The organism is Streptomyces sp. NRRL F-5135, from assembly GCF_000719775.1.
Classification (GTDB): domain Bacteria; phylum Actinomycetota; class Actinomycetes; order Streptomycetales; family Streptomycetaceae; genus Streptomyces; species Streptomyces hebeiensis.
In genome coordinates, this window is record NZ_JOHR01000014.1 from 51,014 (window position 1) to 66,349 (window position 15,336).

Consider the following 15,336-nt stretch of genomic DNA (forward strand, 5'->3'; position numbering starts at 1 on the left):
GTACACCTCGGCCCGCCCCGGCCGCGCGCCCGTTCCCGCCCGTTCAGGCGCCCCCGGCGCGCAGGCAGTCCCGGACGCGCTTCGCCGTCGCCTCGTCCCTGGCCGCCGTGAACGGGAGCACGTTGTCGCCCGCGATGCGGTACGGCTCGCCCGTGAGCGTCGTCTGCGTGCCGCCCGCCTCCGTCACCAGCAACAGCCCGGCGGCGTGGTCCCACGCCAGCTCCCAGTTGAAGGCCACCGCGTCGAGCCGGCCGCGCGCCACCCCGAGGTACTCGAGCCCCGCCGCGCCGCAGGAGCGGGGCGCGAAGCCCTCGGTGCGCAGACCGAGCAGGGCCCTCTTCTGCGCGTCGGAGGTGTAGTCGGGGTGCGACATGGCGACTTCGAGGACCGCGCCGGGCTCGGGGTTCCCGGAACGCAGCGGAGCGCCGTTGAGCCGGGCGCCCCGGCCGAGCACCGCGACGGCCATCTCGTCCAGGGCCGGCGCGTACGTCCAGGAGGCCAGCAGCTCACCGCCCTGGGCGAGGGCGACGAGCGTGCAGAAGCCCGGCTCGCCGCGGACGAACTGGCGGGTGCCGTCGACCGGGTCCACGATCCACACGGGCGCGTCGCCGCGCAGCGCGCCGTACGCCCCCGGATCCGCGTGCACCGCCTCCTCGCCCACCACCAGGGAGCCCGGCAGCAGCGCGGTGAGGGCGGCGGTGAGGTGCTCCTCCGCGCGCCGGTCGGCGACGGTCACCAGGTCGTGCGGGCCGCTCTTCTCGATGATCTCGTGCGCGGCGAGCTGCCGGTGGCGCGGCATGATCTCGGCGGCGGCGGCCGCGCGGACCGCTTCCTCGACATCGGAGACGCGGGGGCCGTGGGCCGCACCTGGCAGCGGTATCGTTCCGTACACAGAGTCATCGATCATGTCCCCCAGCCAATCATGGTGATGTGCGGAACGGGACGCCGGGCGGGGATCGCGGCGCCGGCCCGCGCCGGATCAGCGTCCGACCGCGTAGCCCTGCATCCCCCTCGGATTCGCGGCGGCCGACAGGACGCCGGTCCCGGGGTCGCGTGCCACCGCGCAGAGCCGCCCCTCCGACCAGGGTTCGCCGACGGTCACCTCATGGCCGCGCCGGCGCAGCTCCGCGACGACGTCCTCGGGCATCCGGGCCTCGACGGTCACGCTGCCCGGCCGCATCCCACGAGGGTAGAAGGAGCCGGGGAAGGACTCGTTGTGCCAGTTGGGCGCGTCGATGGCGCCCTGGAGGTCGAGGCCGCCGCGGACGGCCGGACGCAGGGCGACGGACAGGAAGAAATGCAGCTGCCACTGGTCCTGCTGGTCCCCGCCCGGGGTGCCGAACGCCAGTACCGGGACGCCGTCGCGCAGCGCCAGGGACGGGGTGAGCGTGGTCCGGGGCCGACGGCCCGGGGTGAGGGAGTTCGGCAGGCCGGGGTCCAGCCAGGCCATCTGGAGCCGCGTACCGAGTGGGAAGCCCAGCTCGGGCACCACCGGGTTCGACTGGAGCCAGCCACCGCTGGGCGTGGCGGCGATCATGTTGCCCCAGCGGTCGACGATGTCGAGGTGGCAGGTGTCGCCCCGGGTGGCGCCGTCCCGGGCGACGGTCGGCTCGCCGACGCCGACCGCCGGTCCTCCGGGCGCGTCGAGGCCGGGCGCGTCGGCGGCGACGGCGCGCGCGTGGGCGCTGAGGAGCGGGGTACGGCCGTCGGGGCTGCCGGGGCGCAGCTCGTACGAGGCCCGCTCCCCGACGAGCGCGCGGCGCTCCGCGTTGTACGGCTCCGAGAGCAGCGTCGCCAGCGGTGTCCCGGCGGCGTCCCCGTACCACGCCTCCCGGTCGGCCATGGCGAGCTTGCAGCCCTCGATCAGCAGGTGGACGTAGTCGGCGGAGCCGTACGCGGGCAGGTCCGCGGCGCGTGACGGCAGCAGGGCGAGCTGCTGGAGGAAGGCCGGGCCCTGGCTCCAGGCGCCGGCCTTGCACACGGTCCAGCCGTCCCATTCGTACCGGGCGGGCTCCTCGTACGCGGCCGACCAGCCGGCCAGGTCGGCGGCGGTGAGCGTGCCGGTGTGGTGCCGCCCGCTGGTGTCCATGGTGGGGCGGGCGGACTGGCGCAGCAGCGCCTCGGCTATGAAGCCCTCGCGCCAGACCGCGCGCGCGGCTTCGATCTGGGCCACCCGGTCGTCCCCCGCCGCCTCGGCCTCGGCCAGCAGCCGGCGCCAGGTCGCCGCGAGGGCGGGGTTGCGGAACAGCTCGCCGGGCGCCGGGAATTCGCCGCCGGGCAGATAGACGTCGGCGGAGGAGGTCCACTCCGTCTCGAAGAGTTCGCGGACGGTCTCCACGGTCTGCCCGACGCGCTCGACGGCCGGGTGGCCGTCCTCGGCGTAGCCGATGGCGTACCGCAGCACCTGGGCCGGTGCGCGGGTGCCGTGGTCGCGGAGCAGCACCATCCAGGCGTCGAAGGCGCCCGGCACGGCGGCGGCCAGCGGGCCGGTGCCGGGGACGAGTTCGAGGCCGAGCGAGCGGTAGTGCTCGATGGTGGCGCCGGCGGGGGCGGGCCCCTGGCCGCACAGCACCCGGACCTCGCCCCCGGCGGGCGCGAGGATGATCGGCACCTCGCCGGCGGGGCCGTTGAGATGGGGTTCGACGACGTGCAGGACGAAGCCGGCGGCGACCGCCGCGTCGTAGGCGTTGCCGCCGTCCTCCAGGACGGCCATCGCGGTCTGTGAAGCGAGCCAGTGGGTGGAGGACACCATGCCGAAGGTGCCCTGGAGGGTGGGGCGGGTGGTGAACATACGGGGTCTCACCTCGCTGTTTACGCGCGTCGGACGGTCGAATCCGCCCTCAGGATCGGACCTGGACGGAGGCTCAGACCGAAGGGTCTCCGGCCTGAGCCTTCTGGGCTTGCTGGGGATAGATGTTCCTCCTGAGAGTTACTTCACGTCGACGTAATCCGCCGCGGAGGCAACCGCCGGGGTGGTGGACGTGCCTGCGAAGGAGTAGCGGAAGTAGCCGTCCGCCGTGGCCTTCGTCGTCGTCCTCAGGTTGCCCTTGCTGTCCGTCGCGACGGTCTTGGGGGTCTTGTAGGTGCTGGTGCCCTTCTTCTTGAACTGCAGCTTCACCGGCTGCTTCGTGTAGCCCCCGTACTTGTAGGTCTCCCAGTTGGCGGGGGTCAGGGCGCCCGTGACGGTGATCGTCTTGTTCTTCTTCACCGGTTCCGGCGAGGCGTTGACCGTCAGCCTGGAGTTGCGCAGGACCTTCGCCTTCGCGGCGGAATCCTTGGTGATGTAGTCACCGTCGTTGGCCAGGGCGTGGGCTCCCACGGTCCAGGTCCCGGCCGTGGTGTTGTCGAGGTCGATGCGCGGGTTGATTTCCAGTGTGTAGGTGCAGGTGGTCGTGGTGAAGCTCTCGCGCACGCACTTGCCCGCGATGTCGTCGGGCACCACGAGACCGTAGTAGTCGCCGTTCGGGAGGGGCCTGTGCCACATGACCGGGAAGGTCCTTCCGACCTCGATGCCCGAGTCGTCCGTGGCGGTCACCGCGATGGTGAACGTCTTCACGCCCGTGGTCCCCAGGACGATGTTGTTCCCTCCGTTGACGACCACCTTCGTGATCCTGATGTCGCCCGAGACCTCATCTGCCTGGGCGGCCCCCGGAATCGCGAGCGCGGGCAAGGCGAGGGCCCCGGCGAAGCCTGCCACGATGGTGCGGTGACGCATGAGGCGTTTCCCCCATGTTCCAGCGCCTCAGGAACGTCCCGAGGCGGAGCTGACAATGCCCACCCAGTACGCGGGTGGCACGGACGACTTGAGCCGCGTCCGCAGCACGCACTTCCAGTCGGTCTCAGGTGCTTCGGGGCCCCTCAGATAACTGCCGGCCGAAGACGGAACCAGGTCTGAGGTCAGCCGCAACAGCACCATTCCGCCAGGCCACTTCACTCCCCAGCGCCTGATGAACGGGGGCAGTCGAACTACTCAAGCGTGCCTTGAGGCGACGTCGCCTCCACGCTGCCACATCTCGTAGTTCCCACATTCTGCCGTGATCTCGGCCGTCGACCGAGCCGCGGTGACGAAGTCATCTACTACCGGCGAGGTGTGAGACGCCGCCACCGCGAGACACACCTGGTCGGGCGCCAGACCTGGGACGGGCACATAGACGACGTCCGGATGCGAGTAGAACACGGACGCCGAACGGGCCAGGAAGGAAATGCCCCGGCCGGCCGCGACATGCTCGAGCGTCTCGTCCACCCCGCGCACCGAGTACCCGGCATTGGGGAGCGGGCGCTTGGTGGGCTGCGTGCCCGGGTCACCGTGCCAGACCAGCGGTTCGCCGGCCAGGTCGGCCTCGGTGACCCCCTCCTTGCCGGCAAACCGGTGTCCGGCGGGCAGTACCGCTACCCGAGGCTCGGTATACAGCGGGGTGACGCGCAGGCCGGCCTCGTCGATGGGCAGCCGCACGTAGCCGACATCGATACGGCCGTCGAGCAGCATCGCAGCCTGGTCGTCCCCCTCGATCCGCTGCAGGTCCACGACCACGTCCGGGTGCCGGTCCTCGAACGCACGGGCCGCCGGGGTGACGGCAACGCCGGCCCGGAAACCGACCATCAGCCGCCGCTTGCCGCCGGCGGCCGCGGACACCCGGCGGCGGACCGCGTGGGTTGAGGCGAGCAGCGGACCGGCGTCGGCCAGCAGTTGCCGGCCCGCATCTGTCAGCTCCACGCCGTGGCGATCCCTGGTGAACAGCGAGGCGCCGAGATCCTGCTCGAGCGCACGGATCTGCCGGCTGAGCACCGGCTGCGCGATGTGCAGCTCATCGGCGGCGCGGCCGAAGTGCAACTGGTCGGCCACAGCAACGAAGTAACGCAGTTTGCGCAGGTCCAGATCCATGGCGCCTCCAGCCGGTGATGCCTCCAAGGTATCACCAGCACTGAAAGAGGTCTTGGACGCCCACTCAGGCCAATGGCAAGCTGAATAGGTACCTAATGGTCCGAGCGAATTCGGCACAAAAATTTGATATCGGAGGGCCCAGGCCCAGAATGAGCGCATCCGTAAATTTAACGCCCCCCATCGCGTCATTCGACGGCGTCGACGACGCAACCGTTAACAACGACGGTGTGGGCATGGCGTCCTATCCAGCTCCAGAAAGCAGGAACTCCATGAGCAGCATCAGCATTATCGGCCTGGGGAACGTGGCCCGCGTCCTGGCCGCCCGGGCGCTCGCCGGAGGCAACGCGGTCGAGATCATCGGCCGCGACCCGGCCAAGGCCAAGGAATTGGCCGCTGCGCTCGGCGGCGCCACGGTCGGGACGGCCGGCACCGCCCCGGCCGGGGACATCGTTGTCCTCGCCGTGCCGTACGCCGGTGCGGCGGCGGTGGTGAGGGAGCACGGGGACGCGCTGCGCGGCAAGGTCATCGTCGACATCACCAACCCCGTAGCCCCCGACCTGCAGGGCTTCGTCGTCCCCGACGACAGTTCCGGCGCACAGGAGATCGCCAAGGCGGCTCCCGACGACGCGCATGTCGTCAAAGCGTTCAACACTGTGTTCTCCCACGTTCTGGCGGCCGGCCCGGCCGAGGACCGCCCTCTGGATGTATTCATCGCCGGCGACGACGCGCAGGCGAAGGCACGCGTGTCGACGTTCGTCGAGATCCTGGGGCTGCGCCCCTGGGACATTGGGGAACTGTTCATGGCGCGGGCACTGGAGAACGTCGGCCTGCTGGAACTGGGCCTCATGAACCACTCCGTCAAGCACGCCAATTTCTCCCTCGGCATCACCCTTCTCGGCTGAGCGCACCCCCTACCACTACCTCTCGTGCCGCATTACGCCAGTTCACTTACGGCACGGTAAGCCCCTGCACCTACCCTCACAAGGACAGTTAAATGCGCGTATTCGTCGCTGGGGGGACCGGCCATTCCGGTTCGTACATCATCCCCGAGCTCATCGCCGCCGGGCACGAGGTCACCGGCCTGGCCCGGTCGGACGCTTCCGCGGCGGCCCTGTCCGCGCTCGGCGCGAAGGTGCGTCGCGGCGATCTTCAGGATCTCGACGGGCTCAAGGAGGCAGCCTCGGGCTCCGATGGCGTCATCCACGTCGCCCACAGGCAGGATCTGCTGCCCTCCGGCGGGATGGACGCCGTGGCCGCTGCGGAGCTCCCGATCATGCTCGCGTACGGCGAGGCACTCGCGGGAACCGGAAAGCCGCTGGTCACGGCAGGAAGCATAGGCTCGCCCGGGAACCTGGGGCGGTCGGCCACCGAGGAGGACCCTGCCCTCCCCGCCGGCGAGGAGCACAGGGGCACCCTGCGGGTCCGCAACGTCGTGGAAAGGGCCGTTGTCGACCTGGCGGAGCAGGGGGTGCGGTCTTCGGTCGTACGGATCGCCAACATCGCGCACAGCACGACCGATCGTGTCGGCTTCCTCCCCACGCTGATCGCGCTCGCGAGGGAGAAGGGGTTCGTCGGCTACCCCGGCGACGGCACGAACCTGTGGAACGCCGTGCACATCCGCGATGCCGCCGTCTTGTTCCGCCTGGCGCTGGAGAAAGGGCAGGCCGGCACATACTGGCACGCGGTCGAGGACGGGGGCATCATGTTCCGCGACATCGCCGAGGCCATCGCCAGCCGTCTGGGCCTGCCCGCCGTGAGCGTTCCCAACGATGCCCTGATGACGCCGGGGTACTTCGGGTTCCTCACCAATATCGTCACGCAGAGCTATCCGGCCTCCAACCTCATCACCCGCCGGACCCTCGGCTGGGAACCCGCCCGGCCCAGTCTGCTCGCCGATCTGGACAACGGCCATTACTTCCCCGCCGGCTGACGGCGGGGACCCGGATCGTAACGAGCCCGGCAACCGGCAAGTTCGGCTCTTCTGAAGGACGTTGAGATTATGACGACTGTGGGATTCATCGGAAGCGGAAGCATCGGCAGGACCATCGCGCGACTCGCTGTCGGGGCCGGGCACCAGGTGGTGCTCAGCAACTCGCGCGGTCCGGAAACGCTCGTGGACACGGCCGCGGAACTGGGACCGCGGGCGTCCGCGGCGACGAGCGAAGAGGCCGCGGCGGCCGGTGACATTGTCGTGGTCACAGTGCCGGTCAGCGCCTTTCCCCACGTGCCCGCCGCACCACTGGCCGGGAAGACGGTCATCGACACCTGCAACTACGGCCCCGAGCGTGACGGGCACATCCCCGAGCTCGACAGCAAATCCCTCACCTCAAGCGAGTTGCTCCTGCGGTACGTCCCCGACGCCCTGCTCGTAAAGGCGTTCAACAACATCTTCTTCAAGCACCTGCAGTCACTCGCCCGCCCGGCAGGGGCGGCCGACCGCTCCTACCTGCCGATCGCCGGAGACTCCGCACCGGCGAAGGCGGCGGTGACGGAATTCATCGACTCCATCGGCTACAGCGTGGTAGACGCGGGAACGCTGGCCGACAGCTGGCGGCAGGCGACGGGCACGCCGGTGTGGGGAACACCCTACGGGCCGTACTCGAACGAGAAGGGCCAGCCGGTCGGCGAGGACGCCATCCGCGCGGCACTGGCCACCGCAACGCGGTAACCGTCAACTATCGCGGACCGTGATGTGGTCCGGCCGTGCCATGCCCCCGTCCGAGAGATACCGGCGTACCGAACGTCGGCCGCGGCGGCTTCGGGAGAGCAGGGGCAGGAGGAGCCGCCCCGCAAAGAGCCAGTCGACGTCGAACGGATGCGCACCTGCGGCTACCCCCGCTGGGTCCGGATGCTGGCGATGGCGTCGGTCACCCTGGAAACCGGCTGCCGCATCGGCGAGCTGTGCGCGATCAGGCTGGAAGACCACCTCTCATATGCGCGTTTTAGGGTGCGTATTCATGGAGCCCGGGCGGACCGACTGGGCCGGAGGCGTGGTGCGTCGGCCGGCGTTCGCCCGGGAGGTGGTCGGGGCCGGCTCAGGCGGCTTGCATGCCGCCGTCGACGGAGAGGACCACTCCGGTGACGTAGGAGGCGCGGCCGCTCAGCAGCCAGGCGGCGGCCTCGGCGATCTCGCTGGGTTCGGCCGCGCGACGCAGCGGGGTGTGCGCGGTGAGCTGGTCGACGACGCCCGGGGTCTGCGCTTCCCAGTTCTGGATCATCTCGGTGAGTGTGGTGCCGGGGCGAGGGCGTTGACGCGGATGCCCTCGGGTCCGTAGGTGACGGCGGCGGACTCGGTGAGGCTGTTGACGGCCCGCTTCATCGCACCGTAGGCGGGCAGTGCGGAGTTGCCCGCGAGGCTGCCGACCGAGGAGGTGTTGACGATGGCACCCGTGCCGGCGGTGGTCCGAATCGCGGCGACCTGGGCGGCCATGGCCGGCCAGACGCCCTTGAGGTTCACCCGGTAGACATGATCGAAGTCCGCCTCCGGTGTCTGGTCCAGGGGGCCGGGCTGATGGCCGGCCCCCGCGTTGTTGAAGGCGGCGTCGAGCCGGCCGTACACCTCCAGGGCGCGTTTCACGCCGACGCGTACGCTCGCCGGGTCGGCCAGGTCGCACACCACGTACTCCGCGGTGCCGCCCGCCGCCCGGATCTCCTCGGTCACCGTCTTCAGCTGGGTCTCCGTGCGGGCCGCGAGCAGCACCTTTGCGCCTTCGCGGGCGAACAGTCGCGCCGCCGCGGCGCCGATGCCGCGACCGGCACCGCTGACGAAGACGACCTTGCCGGCCAGCAGGCTCGCAGCGGCAGACGTGGGGATGTCGGTGGTGGGTGAGTCATTCATGGCAGTCAGCCTGCGTCTGCGTTCATCTCGACCGAGTACTACGCGCGGCTGGAACAGGCCCGCGCCCCTCGCGTGAGGTCCTGTCCGGGCTGGCCCGTGCCCTGCGCCTGTCGGACACCGAGAGTAACCACCTGCATCACCTGGCCGGCGCCCCACCCGCTCCGCCACCGGGCCCCTCGCGCGAGGTACGGCCGAGCATCCAGGACCTGTTGCACCGGCTGCCGCACGCGGCGGCGCTCGTGCTCTCCGCGACCTACGAGGTGCTCGCCCACAACGACCTGGCGGCCGCCCACCTCGACCTGGGCCTGAGCGCCCGGGCCACCGTGTGCCCGCGCGGCGCGCTCCCGAGGGCAGGCCGGCGGCGGACCCGGAGTGAGGAGCTGGGGCTCGGATCGCCTACGAACAGCAGCTGGCCACCAGCGCCCTCGCCGCATAACGACACGAACGGGTGTCCACTTCACTGGGCAAGGGCCGACCGGAACTTCATGGTTCCGCGTCTCACCGCGTCCATGGCAGATGCCTCAGGTGATCAGGCCGGCGCTGGTCAGCCAGATGTGTTCGCATGTCGCCGACGCGTCTTGGAGCTTCTCACGGGATTCCTGTGAGGCGTGGTAGAAGGTCCGTTCGATCATCCAGCACAGGGCGCGTGCCATCGCTGAGGCCTGGTCCGGTGCGGTGCCGGCCTGGATGCCGGCGCGTTCGAGGACGGCGGTGATGGCCGTGATGAACAGGTCGGCTGTGTGGTTCCACAGCTCGCCGATCTCCGGCACGGTCAACGACAGGTCGATCGCCGTGCGCATGACCAGGCCGTGCTCGTTCCACAGCTCGACCGTGCGCCGCATGGCTGCCGTGATGGCCTGGCGGGGCTCGTCCGTCTGCGCGGTGGCCCGGGACCGTTCCCACAGGTGCTCGACGGTCCGGGCCACGAGTGCCGTGACCACTTCTTGCTTGGAGCCGTAGTAGAAGTACAGGGCGCCGCGTGTGATGCCGGCGCCCTGGGCGATGTCGCCGACGGTCATGGCGTCGTAGCCCTTTTGCTCCAGCAGGGCTTCGCAGGTGTCGAGGATGGCCCGCTCCCGGACATCGCCCTTGCGTTCGGCGGCGCGACGGCCGCGCGCGGGGTGGTGGCCGGGCATCAGAGCTGAGCACCCTCGGCGAAGTCCGTCGTACGGGAGAGTGCCTCCCATGCGCGGATGTCCTCGTCCACGGCCGTGCGGGCGGCGGTGACCAGCCGCAGCGCGTCCGAGCCCAGGACGAGGTGGGCCGGCGGCTGCTCGACCGAGGTGATGTGCACGAGGGCGTCCCCGGCCTTGGCCGGATCGCCCAGCTGGTTGCCGCTGGCCTTCTGCCGCGCCTCACGGATGGGGGTGAACAACTCGTCGTAGTCGTCGACGGTCCGCGCGGCGCGTGTCATGGACCGTCCGGCCCAGTCGGTGCGGAAGGAGCCGGGCTCGATCGCCGTCACATGGATTCCGAACTGCGCGACTTCCTTGCCCAGCGCCTCCAGGATGCCCTCCAGGGCGAACTTGCTGCCGCAGTAAGCGGACATGCCGGGCACCGCCATGAGCCCGCCCATGGAGGTGACGGCCATCAGGTGTCCGCGGCGACGTCGGCGCATGTGCGGCAGCGCCGCCCGCAGGGTGGCCACCGCCCCGAACACATTGACCTCGAACTGCCGCCGCACCTCGGCCAGCGGGGTTTCCTCGAAGGTGCCCTCCAGGCCGTAGCCGGCGTTGGCGACGACGACATCCAAAGGGCCGACGCTCTGCTCCACCTCCGCGACCACACCGGGGACGGCGTCATCGTCCGTCACGTCCAGCAGGCGACCGTGAGCGTTACCGGGCCTGAGTTCTTCGAAGGCCCGCAGGCCCTCCTCGGAGCGGACTGTGCCGACGACGGTGTGACCTGCGGCCAGGGCGGCCTCGGCGAAGGCACGTCCGAGGCCCGTGCTGACGCCGGTGATCAGCCAGTTCTGCTTTTGCACTGTTCCTCCAGAAAAGTCCTGCGAGGAGCCGAACCGCTCCCTCCAGGAAAAGTCTACACGATGTCGATTTTTACCGTCGCTATGTCGATTCTGGTAGTGCTCACGGGATGGAGTACTCAAGGTCATCCGCGTGCCGCGCACCGCCCGAATCGGCGCCGCCAGCGATGGACCTCACCGCCCGCCACCCGCGCACCGGAGAACTGCTGTCCACCGTGAAGTTCATCTGCGGAGCGTCCGGCGCGGCGGCCGGGGCCTCCGGCGTGGTCCGGGGCGCGGGCGCGGTGCCGGGCGGCAGGACTCGCACAGTGCGCACCGCGTTGGTGCCGGCCGACTCGTTGGCCGTGGCGACGATCCGCGCGGTGATGAGCCGGAGCTGGGTGGCGCAGGCCGGGGAGTCCGGGCACAGGTCCAGCTGCCCGGTCTCGGGGCGGAAGGCGACGGCCGCGGCGATGTCGGGCCGGCGGTCCAGAACGCTGCCGCCGGCGGCCGGGAGCTCCCGGGCCCGGTCGGCCATCAGCCCGGCCAGCCCGGCGGCGACCCCGGAGGGCTCCCACCCGTCCCGCTTCACGGTCGTCGCCCGGCGCCGGCGCGGGCCTCGCCGCCGCCGTTGTTCTACGCGGCCTGTGGGCCTGCTGCAGAGCGACTCGGGCGAGGTCGACGCCGGACCGTACCAAGGCCCTCTCGGTGAAGTCGTGGTGCCGGGTGGACCGCTCCGTGCTCATGCCCACGGGCTGGCCTACGGCACCGTTCGCCGGACCGGCCCGCAGGGCACCATCGACAGCGAGAAACGCTGGGCCGATGCACGCCGCCTCCTCAACGACGACATGCTGCCCACCCCAGACCGCGTCGCAGGACTGCTGCTGATCCTCTACGCACAGAAGATCGCCACCATCAGCCAGCTCACCGTCGATGATGTCGACATCACCGACGAGACCGTTGCGATCTCCTTCGGCACCTCGCCCGTCATCCTCCCGATGCCACTGGCCGCCCTGGTCCGCGAGCTCGTCGCGACCCGAGGCGGCAAGGCCAAGATCGGCACCCCTGACGACGTCCCCTGGCTCTTCCCCGGCGGACAGCCCGGCCGTCCGCTCAGTGACAGTCAGATCGGTCTGCGGCTTCACAAGATCGACATTCGGCCCCAACAGGATCGGTCCACCGCGCTGTTCACCCTCGCCACCGAAGTCCCCGCCGCGATCCTGGCCCGGATGCTCGGTGTCCACATCAAGGTCGCTGTCCAGTGGCAGCAGGCATCAGCAGGGGACTGGGCCGCCTACGCCGCCGACGTCAGCCGACGGGCCAGCAGCACTGATCGCGAAGTGCATCCCAACATGTGATGACCCGCTCCATGGCATCTACGAGGGGAAGGAGTTCACGAGCCCTGGGCTGACGCCACGCTCGACCTGCGTTGGGGTGGCCGGCCGACCGTCCGCGCCCGATGGTGCTTCGGGTTCGACGTGGTGCGGCACCGTGCTGGGGGCCTTCCCGGCCGCGGTGGTGCTCAGGTTGTCAGGCGGGCCAGGAGGGCGGGATGGTCTGCCAGGACCGATTCCAGCATGGCCTGGAATCGGGGCGTGAAGAAGTCGAGGTCGACGGACCGCCAGTCGATGCCGCCCAGGGGTGGCTGCGGGTCGTACTCGATGAGGAGCTGGACCGTGCGGGCGGTCTGCTCGCCCGCGAGGCGTTCAACCAGGTGGAGGGCCATGTCGATACCCGCTGACACTCCGGCGGCGGTGAGCACGGGGCCGGCCTCGACCCAGCGTTCGGCGACGGGCGTCGCTCCGAACTTGGCCAGTAGGTCGCGGACGCCCCAGTGAGTGGTGGCCTGTCGACCGTCGAGCAGGCCGGCGGCGCCCAGGATCAGGGAGCCGGTGCACACCGAGCCGACGACCTCAGCCGTCCGCGCGGCCCGGCGGATCCAGTCCAGCAGGGGCTCGTTGGCCAGGGCGGCGAGGGTGGGCTCGGTCCCGCCGGGCACGATCAGCGCGAAGGGTTCGGTGACCTGGTCGAAGGTGTGGCTCGGCGTCAGCTTCAGCGGAGTGTCGGTGTTCAGGGGGGCGAGGTCCTGGCCGACGACGGCCACCTCGAAGGACGGGTCGATCTGGGCCAGCGCCGACAGCACCTGGAGCGGCCCGACCAGGTCGAGCGGGGTGATGCCGGGATAGAGCACGAAGGCGAGTGTCTTGGTCATGCCGTCACCTTCGGCCCCAGGCCGTGGGAGCGCCAAGGGAAGACAGTGACCAGGTCGGAATTCTTGGGATACAAGTCTTTCCGACATAGGGTCCTGGTCATGGAGGAACGAGTGGTGGTCGTCGTCGGATACGACGAGGCCGAGTTGCTGGACATCGCTTGCGTGACGACAAGCTTGATCACCGCCAACCGGCTCGGAGCCAGCCCTGCCTATGCCGTGAGCGTGGCCACCCCGGGAGGCCGTGCGATCACGTGCGACCCGGGGCTCACCCTGCAGGGCCAGCGGTCCCTGGAGCGGCTGAGGGGACCGCTGGACACGCTGATCGTCTCGGGAGGCTTCGGCCACGATGCCGCGGCGGACAATCCGAGGATCATCGGCCATGTCCGCCGTCTGGCCAGGGAGAGCCGCAGGGTGGCCTCGGTCTGCACGGGGGCGACCGTCCTGGCTGCCGCTGGTCTGCTCAACGGCAAACGCGCCACGACTCACTGGCAAAATGCCGAGCAGTTGGCCCGCACCTACCCGGAGATCACCGTGGATCCCGCTCCGATCTACATCCGCGACGGAAGCGTGTCCACCGCGGCGGGCGTCACCAGCGCCCTCGACCTCACCCTGGCCTTCATCGACGAAGACCATGGCGCGGAACTGGCGCGCGCAGTGGCCCGCGGGCTGGTCACCTATCTGCAACGGCCGGGCAACCAGGCACAGATGAGCATGTTCACAGCCACCCCAGCACCCACGAACAACCTGGTCAAGCGAGCCGTCGACCACATCGTCAGCCACCTGGCCGGCGACCTGACCGCAACCGCACTGGCAGCCGAGGCGGGGGTGGGCGAACGCCACCTGACCCGCCTGTTCATCGACCACCTTGGAAAAGCACCAGGCCGATTCGTCCGCGACGCACGCACCGCAGCCGCCGCTCACCTCCTGACGTCGACCTCAATACCCGTGGCGAGCGTGGCTGCACGCTGCGGCTTCAAAACCGCTGAAACGCTCCGCCAGGCATTCGTCAGCCGCTACGGGACATCGCCATCGCGCTACCGGGCAACGCAAAGCACACCAGCTACCTGACGGCATCGCCGTGCTCTGCCCACCAGGGACCACCACCGATCAGAGGCCAGGCCAGCGTTTTCACCCCACCCAAGTCCAGCCCCAGGCATTCGGACGGTTCCCATACCCGACTCCACCATTAGCCATCCACCCGCACGATGCGATCGAAGCCCATCGAGCCTTCATCGCCCGCCGTCGGGCCAAGCGGCCTGCTGAGGAATACCGGGCGCCCACCGTCGAAGAGTGGGACCAGTTCCTCGGGCACTTCGAGAAACGGAAGCTCTCGATCGGCATCTGCGGACGCGCATTCGGAACTCCCCGCATCCACGAGCATGCCTGCGTCCGCTGCTCCTTGCTCCGTCCCGAACCCACCCAGCGCCCACGTCGTTCGGGCCCCTGAGGGCACAACGGACCAGATGCTACGGTGAGACGTTCAGCGTCCGTGACGCGCTGCTGCGCCGGCACGGCATCGGCGGCTCCCAGGCCGAGGCGTCCACGCGTCGGATCGAGGCGCTGGCCGACGAGGAACTCCGCCCCTACAGGGTGCTGGACAACCTGGTCGGCAACACCGACCTGGCGCACGAGTTCCTCGCCCACGCCTCCGCCGAGGGCAAGAACCGCGAAGCCTGGGACGCGATCTTCCGCGCCTACTTCGGCCAGGCCCGCCCCGTCTTCAGCATGGACGACCTGCTCGACCTGGGCCAGGAGGTCGCTCTGGACCGCGAGGGCACCCGCCGGGCGCTCACCGAGCACCGCTACCAGCGGCAGGTCCGCGACGATGCCGCCCGCGCCCAGCGCCGTGGCGCCACGGGCGTGCCCTTCATCGTCGTCGACGGCAAGTACGGCATCCCCGGGGCCCAGGACAGCGACGGCCTTCTCGACGTGCTGCGCACGGCCTGGGACGAGTCCCGCCCGCTCACCCTCGGCACCGACGGCGACGCTCCGGTCTGCGGCCCCGACGGCTGCGCCGTACCGGCCCGCAGCTGACCTCCACCGGTCACTCCCCGACCCACCCTTGATCGTTTTGAAAGGCTGAATTCTCCATGTCCTACCTGCTGCACATCGACGCGTCCTCACTCGGCGAGGCATCCGTCTCCCGTCAGGTCGCCCGGTCCTTCCGTGACGAGTGGAAGGTCGCGGTCGTCCACCGCGACCTGGCCGTCTCCCCCGCCCCGCACCTCAGCGCGGCGGGTATCACCGTCCGCACCACCGACCCCGCCGAGCACACCCCCGAGCTGACCATGGCCCCGCACGTGCCGATGCTGGCCCCGCTGCTTCCGATGCACGAGGCGTCCATGACCAAGTCGCACGACGAGGCCCGCCGCCTGGGCTCTGCCCTGACCGGTCGGCCGGCCGCCTGATCCACTCCTGAACTGCCCGAAAGGCGTTTGATCACC

16 protein-coding genes and 2 pseudogenes are annotated in these 15,336 nt (G+C 70.2%); 8 read left to right on the forward strand and 10 right to left on the reverse strand.

Annotated features, from left to right (window positions below):
* Positions 1-43: 43 nt before the first annotated feature.
* The 4 genes from IG02_RS0124210 to IG02_RS0124225 all read right to left on the reverse strand — a co-directional run bounded on the left by IG02_RS0124210 (position 44) and on the right by IG02_RS0124225 (position 4,882).
* Complete coding sequence (locus IG02_RS0124210; protein WP_030751927.1) at positions 44-907, reverse strand: inositol monophosphatase family protein; 864 nt, start codon at positions 905-907, stop codon at positions 44-46.
* A gap of 72 nt (positions 908-979) precedes the next feature.
* The gene (locus IG02_RS0124215) at positions 980-2,791 is read right to left on the reverse strand and encodes a gamma-glutamyltransferase family protein (protein ID WP_030751930.1); all 1,812 of its coding nucleotides are present in this window, start codon (positions 2,789-2,791) and stop codon (positions 980-982) included.
* Between the two features lie 138 nt (positions 2,792-2,929).
* A complete protein-coding gene (locus tag IG02_RS0124220) occupies positions 2,930-3,715 on the reverse strand; it encodes a DUF5707 domain-containing protein (RefSeq protein ID WP_030751933.1) in 786 nt (261 codons plus the stop codon).
* Between the two features lie 255 nt (positions 3,716-3,970).
* Entirely contained in the window at positions 3,971-4,882 is a 912-nt protein-coding gene (locus tag IG02_RS0124225) for a LysR family transcriptional regulator (RefSeq protein ID WP_030751936.1), read from the reverse strand.
* A gap of 269 nt (positions 4,883-5,151) precedes the next feature.
* Here IG02_RS0124225 and IG02_RS0124230 point away from each other — a divergent pair, with 269 nt between their 5' ends.
* The 3 genes from IG02_RS0124230 (at position 5,152) to IG02_RS0124240 (ending at position 7,550) form a co-directional block, all read left to right on the forward strand.
* Positions 5,152-5,784: an NADPH-dependent F420 reductase gene (locus IG02_RS0124230; protein WP_030751939.1), complete on the forward strand. Its 633-nt coding sequence runs from the start codon at positions 5,152-5,154 to the stop codon at positions 5,782-5,784.
* Positions 5,785-5,876: 92 nt separating this feature from the next.
* On the forward strand, positions 5,877-6,812 hold the full coding sequence (locus tag IG02_RS0124235; protein WP_030751942.1) for an SDR family oxidoreductase: 936 nt from the start codon (positions 5,877-5,879) through the stop codon (positions 6,810-6,812).
* Positions 6,813-6,890: 78 nt separating this feature from the next.
* Positions 6,891-7,550 (forward strand): NADPH-dependent F420 reductase, encoded by a 660-nt coding sequence (locus tag IG02_RS0124240; protein ID WP_037804164.1) that lies wholly within the window; start codon positions 6,891-6,893, stop codon positions 7,548-7,550.
* 367 nt (positions 7,551-7,917) lie between these two features.
* Here the strand turns inward: IG02_RS0124240 and IG02_RS36915 are convergent.
* Positions 7,918-8,720 (reverse strand): annotated as a pseudogene (locus IG02_RS36915) (SDR family NAD(P)-dependent oxidoreductase).
* An 18-nt stretch (positions 8,721-8,738) separates the two neighbouring features.
* On the opposite strand from IG02_RS36915, the pseudogene IG02_RS39775 reads away from it, so the two are divergent.
* A pseudogene (locus tag IG02_RS39775) lies at positions 8,739-9,019 on the forward strand (transcriptional regulator); the annotation flags it as partial.
* 222 nt (positions 9,020-9,241) lie between these two features.
* On the opposite strand, the gene IG02_RS0124250 reads toward IG02_RS39775, so the two are convergent.
* The 3 genes from IG02_RS0124250 to IG02_RS0124260 all read right to left on the reverse strand — a co-directional run bounded on the left by IG02_RS0124250 (position 9,242) and on the right by IG02_RS0124260 (position 11,272).
* Positions 9,242-9,856: a TetR/AcrR family transcriptional regulator gene (locus IG02_RS0124250; protein WP_030751949.1), complete on the reverse strand. Its 615-nt coding sequence runs from the start codon at positions 9,854-9,856 to the stop codon at positions 9,242-9,244.
* Positions 9,856-10,704, reverse strand: coding sequence for an oxidoreductase (locus IG02_RS0124255; RefSeq protein ID WP_030751952.1), 849 nt, complete (start codon positions 10,702-10,704; stop codon positions 9,856-9,858). Before IG02_RS0124255 ends, IG02_RS0124250 begins: the two co-directional genes overlap by 1 nt.
* Before the next feature lie 100 nt (positions 10,705-10,804).
* Complete coding sequence (locus IG02_RS0124260) at positions 10,805-11,272, reverse strand: DciA family protein (protein ID WP_051765662.1); 468 nt, start codon at positions 11,270-11,272, stop codon at positions 10,805-10,807.
* A gap of 55 nt (positions 11,273-11,327) precedes the next feature.
* Here IG02_RS0124260 and IG02_RS0124265 point away from each other — a divergent pair, with 55 nt between their 5' ends.
* Positions 11,328-12,038: a hypothetical protein gene (locus IG02_RS0124265; protein ID WP_030751958.1), complete on the forward strand. Its 711-nt coding sequence runs from the start codon at positions 11,328-11,330 to the stop codon at positions 12,036-12,038.
* A 164-nt stretch (positions 12,039-12,202) separates the two neighbouring features.
* On the opposite strand, the gene IG02_RS0124270 is transcribed toward IG02_RS0124265, so the two are convergent.
* Positions 12,203-12,892, reverse strand: coding sequence for a DJ-1/PfpI family protein (locus IG02_RS0124270; RefSeq protein WP_030751960.1), 690 nt, complete (start codon positions 12,890-12,892; stop codon positions 12,203-12,205).
* Between the two features lie 99 nt (positions 12,893-12,991).
* Here IG02_RS0124270 and IG02_RS0124275 point away from each other — a divergent pair, with 99 nt between their 5' ends.
* Complete coding sequence (locus IG02_RS0124275) at positions 12,992-13,960, forward strand: GlxA family transcriptional regulator (protein WP_030751963.1); 969 nt, start codon at positions 12,992-12,994, stop codon at positions 13,958-13,960.
* Between the two features lie 118 nt (positions 13,961-14,078).
* On the opposite strand, the gene IG02_RS42245 is transcribed toward IG02_RS0124275, so the two are convergent.
* Complete coding sequence (locus IG02_RS42245) at positions 14,079-14,273, reverse strand: hypothetical protein (RefSeq protein WP_199814086.1); 195 nt, start codon at positions 14,271-14,273, stop codon at positions 14,079-14,081.
* Between IG02_RS42245 and IG02_RS0124280 the strand changes: the two genes are divergently transcribed.
* Positions 14,183-14,926: a DsbA family oxidoreductase gene (locus IG02_RS0124280; protein WP_234314891.1), complete on the forward strand. Its 744-nt coding sequence runs from the start codon at positions 14,183-14,185 to the stop codon at positions 14,924-14,926. The genes IG02_RS42245 and IG02_RS0124280 overlap by 91 nt on opposite strands.
* Before the next feature lie 56 nt (positions 14,927-14,982).
* Positions 14,983-15,300, forward strand: a complete 318-nt coding sequence (locus IG02_RS0124285; protein WP_030751968.1) for a hypothetical protein — start codon at positions 14,983-14,985, stop codon at positions 15,298-15,300.
* Positions 15,301-15,336 lie beyond the last annotated feature (36 nt).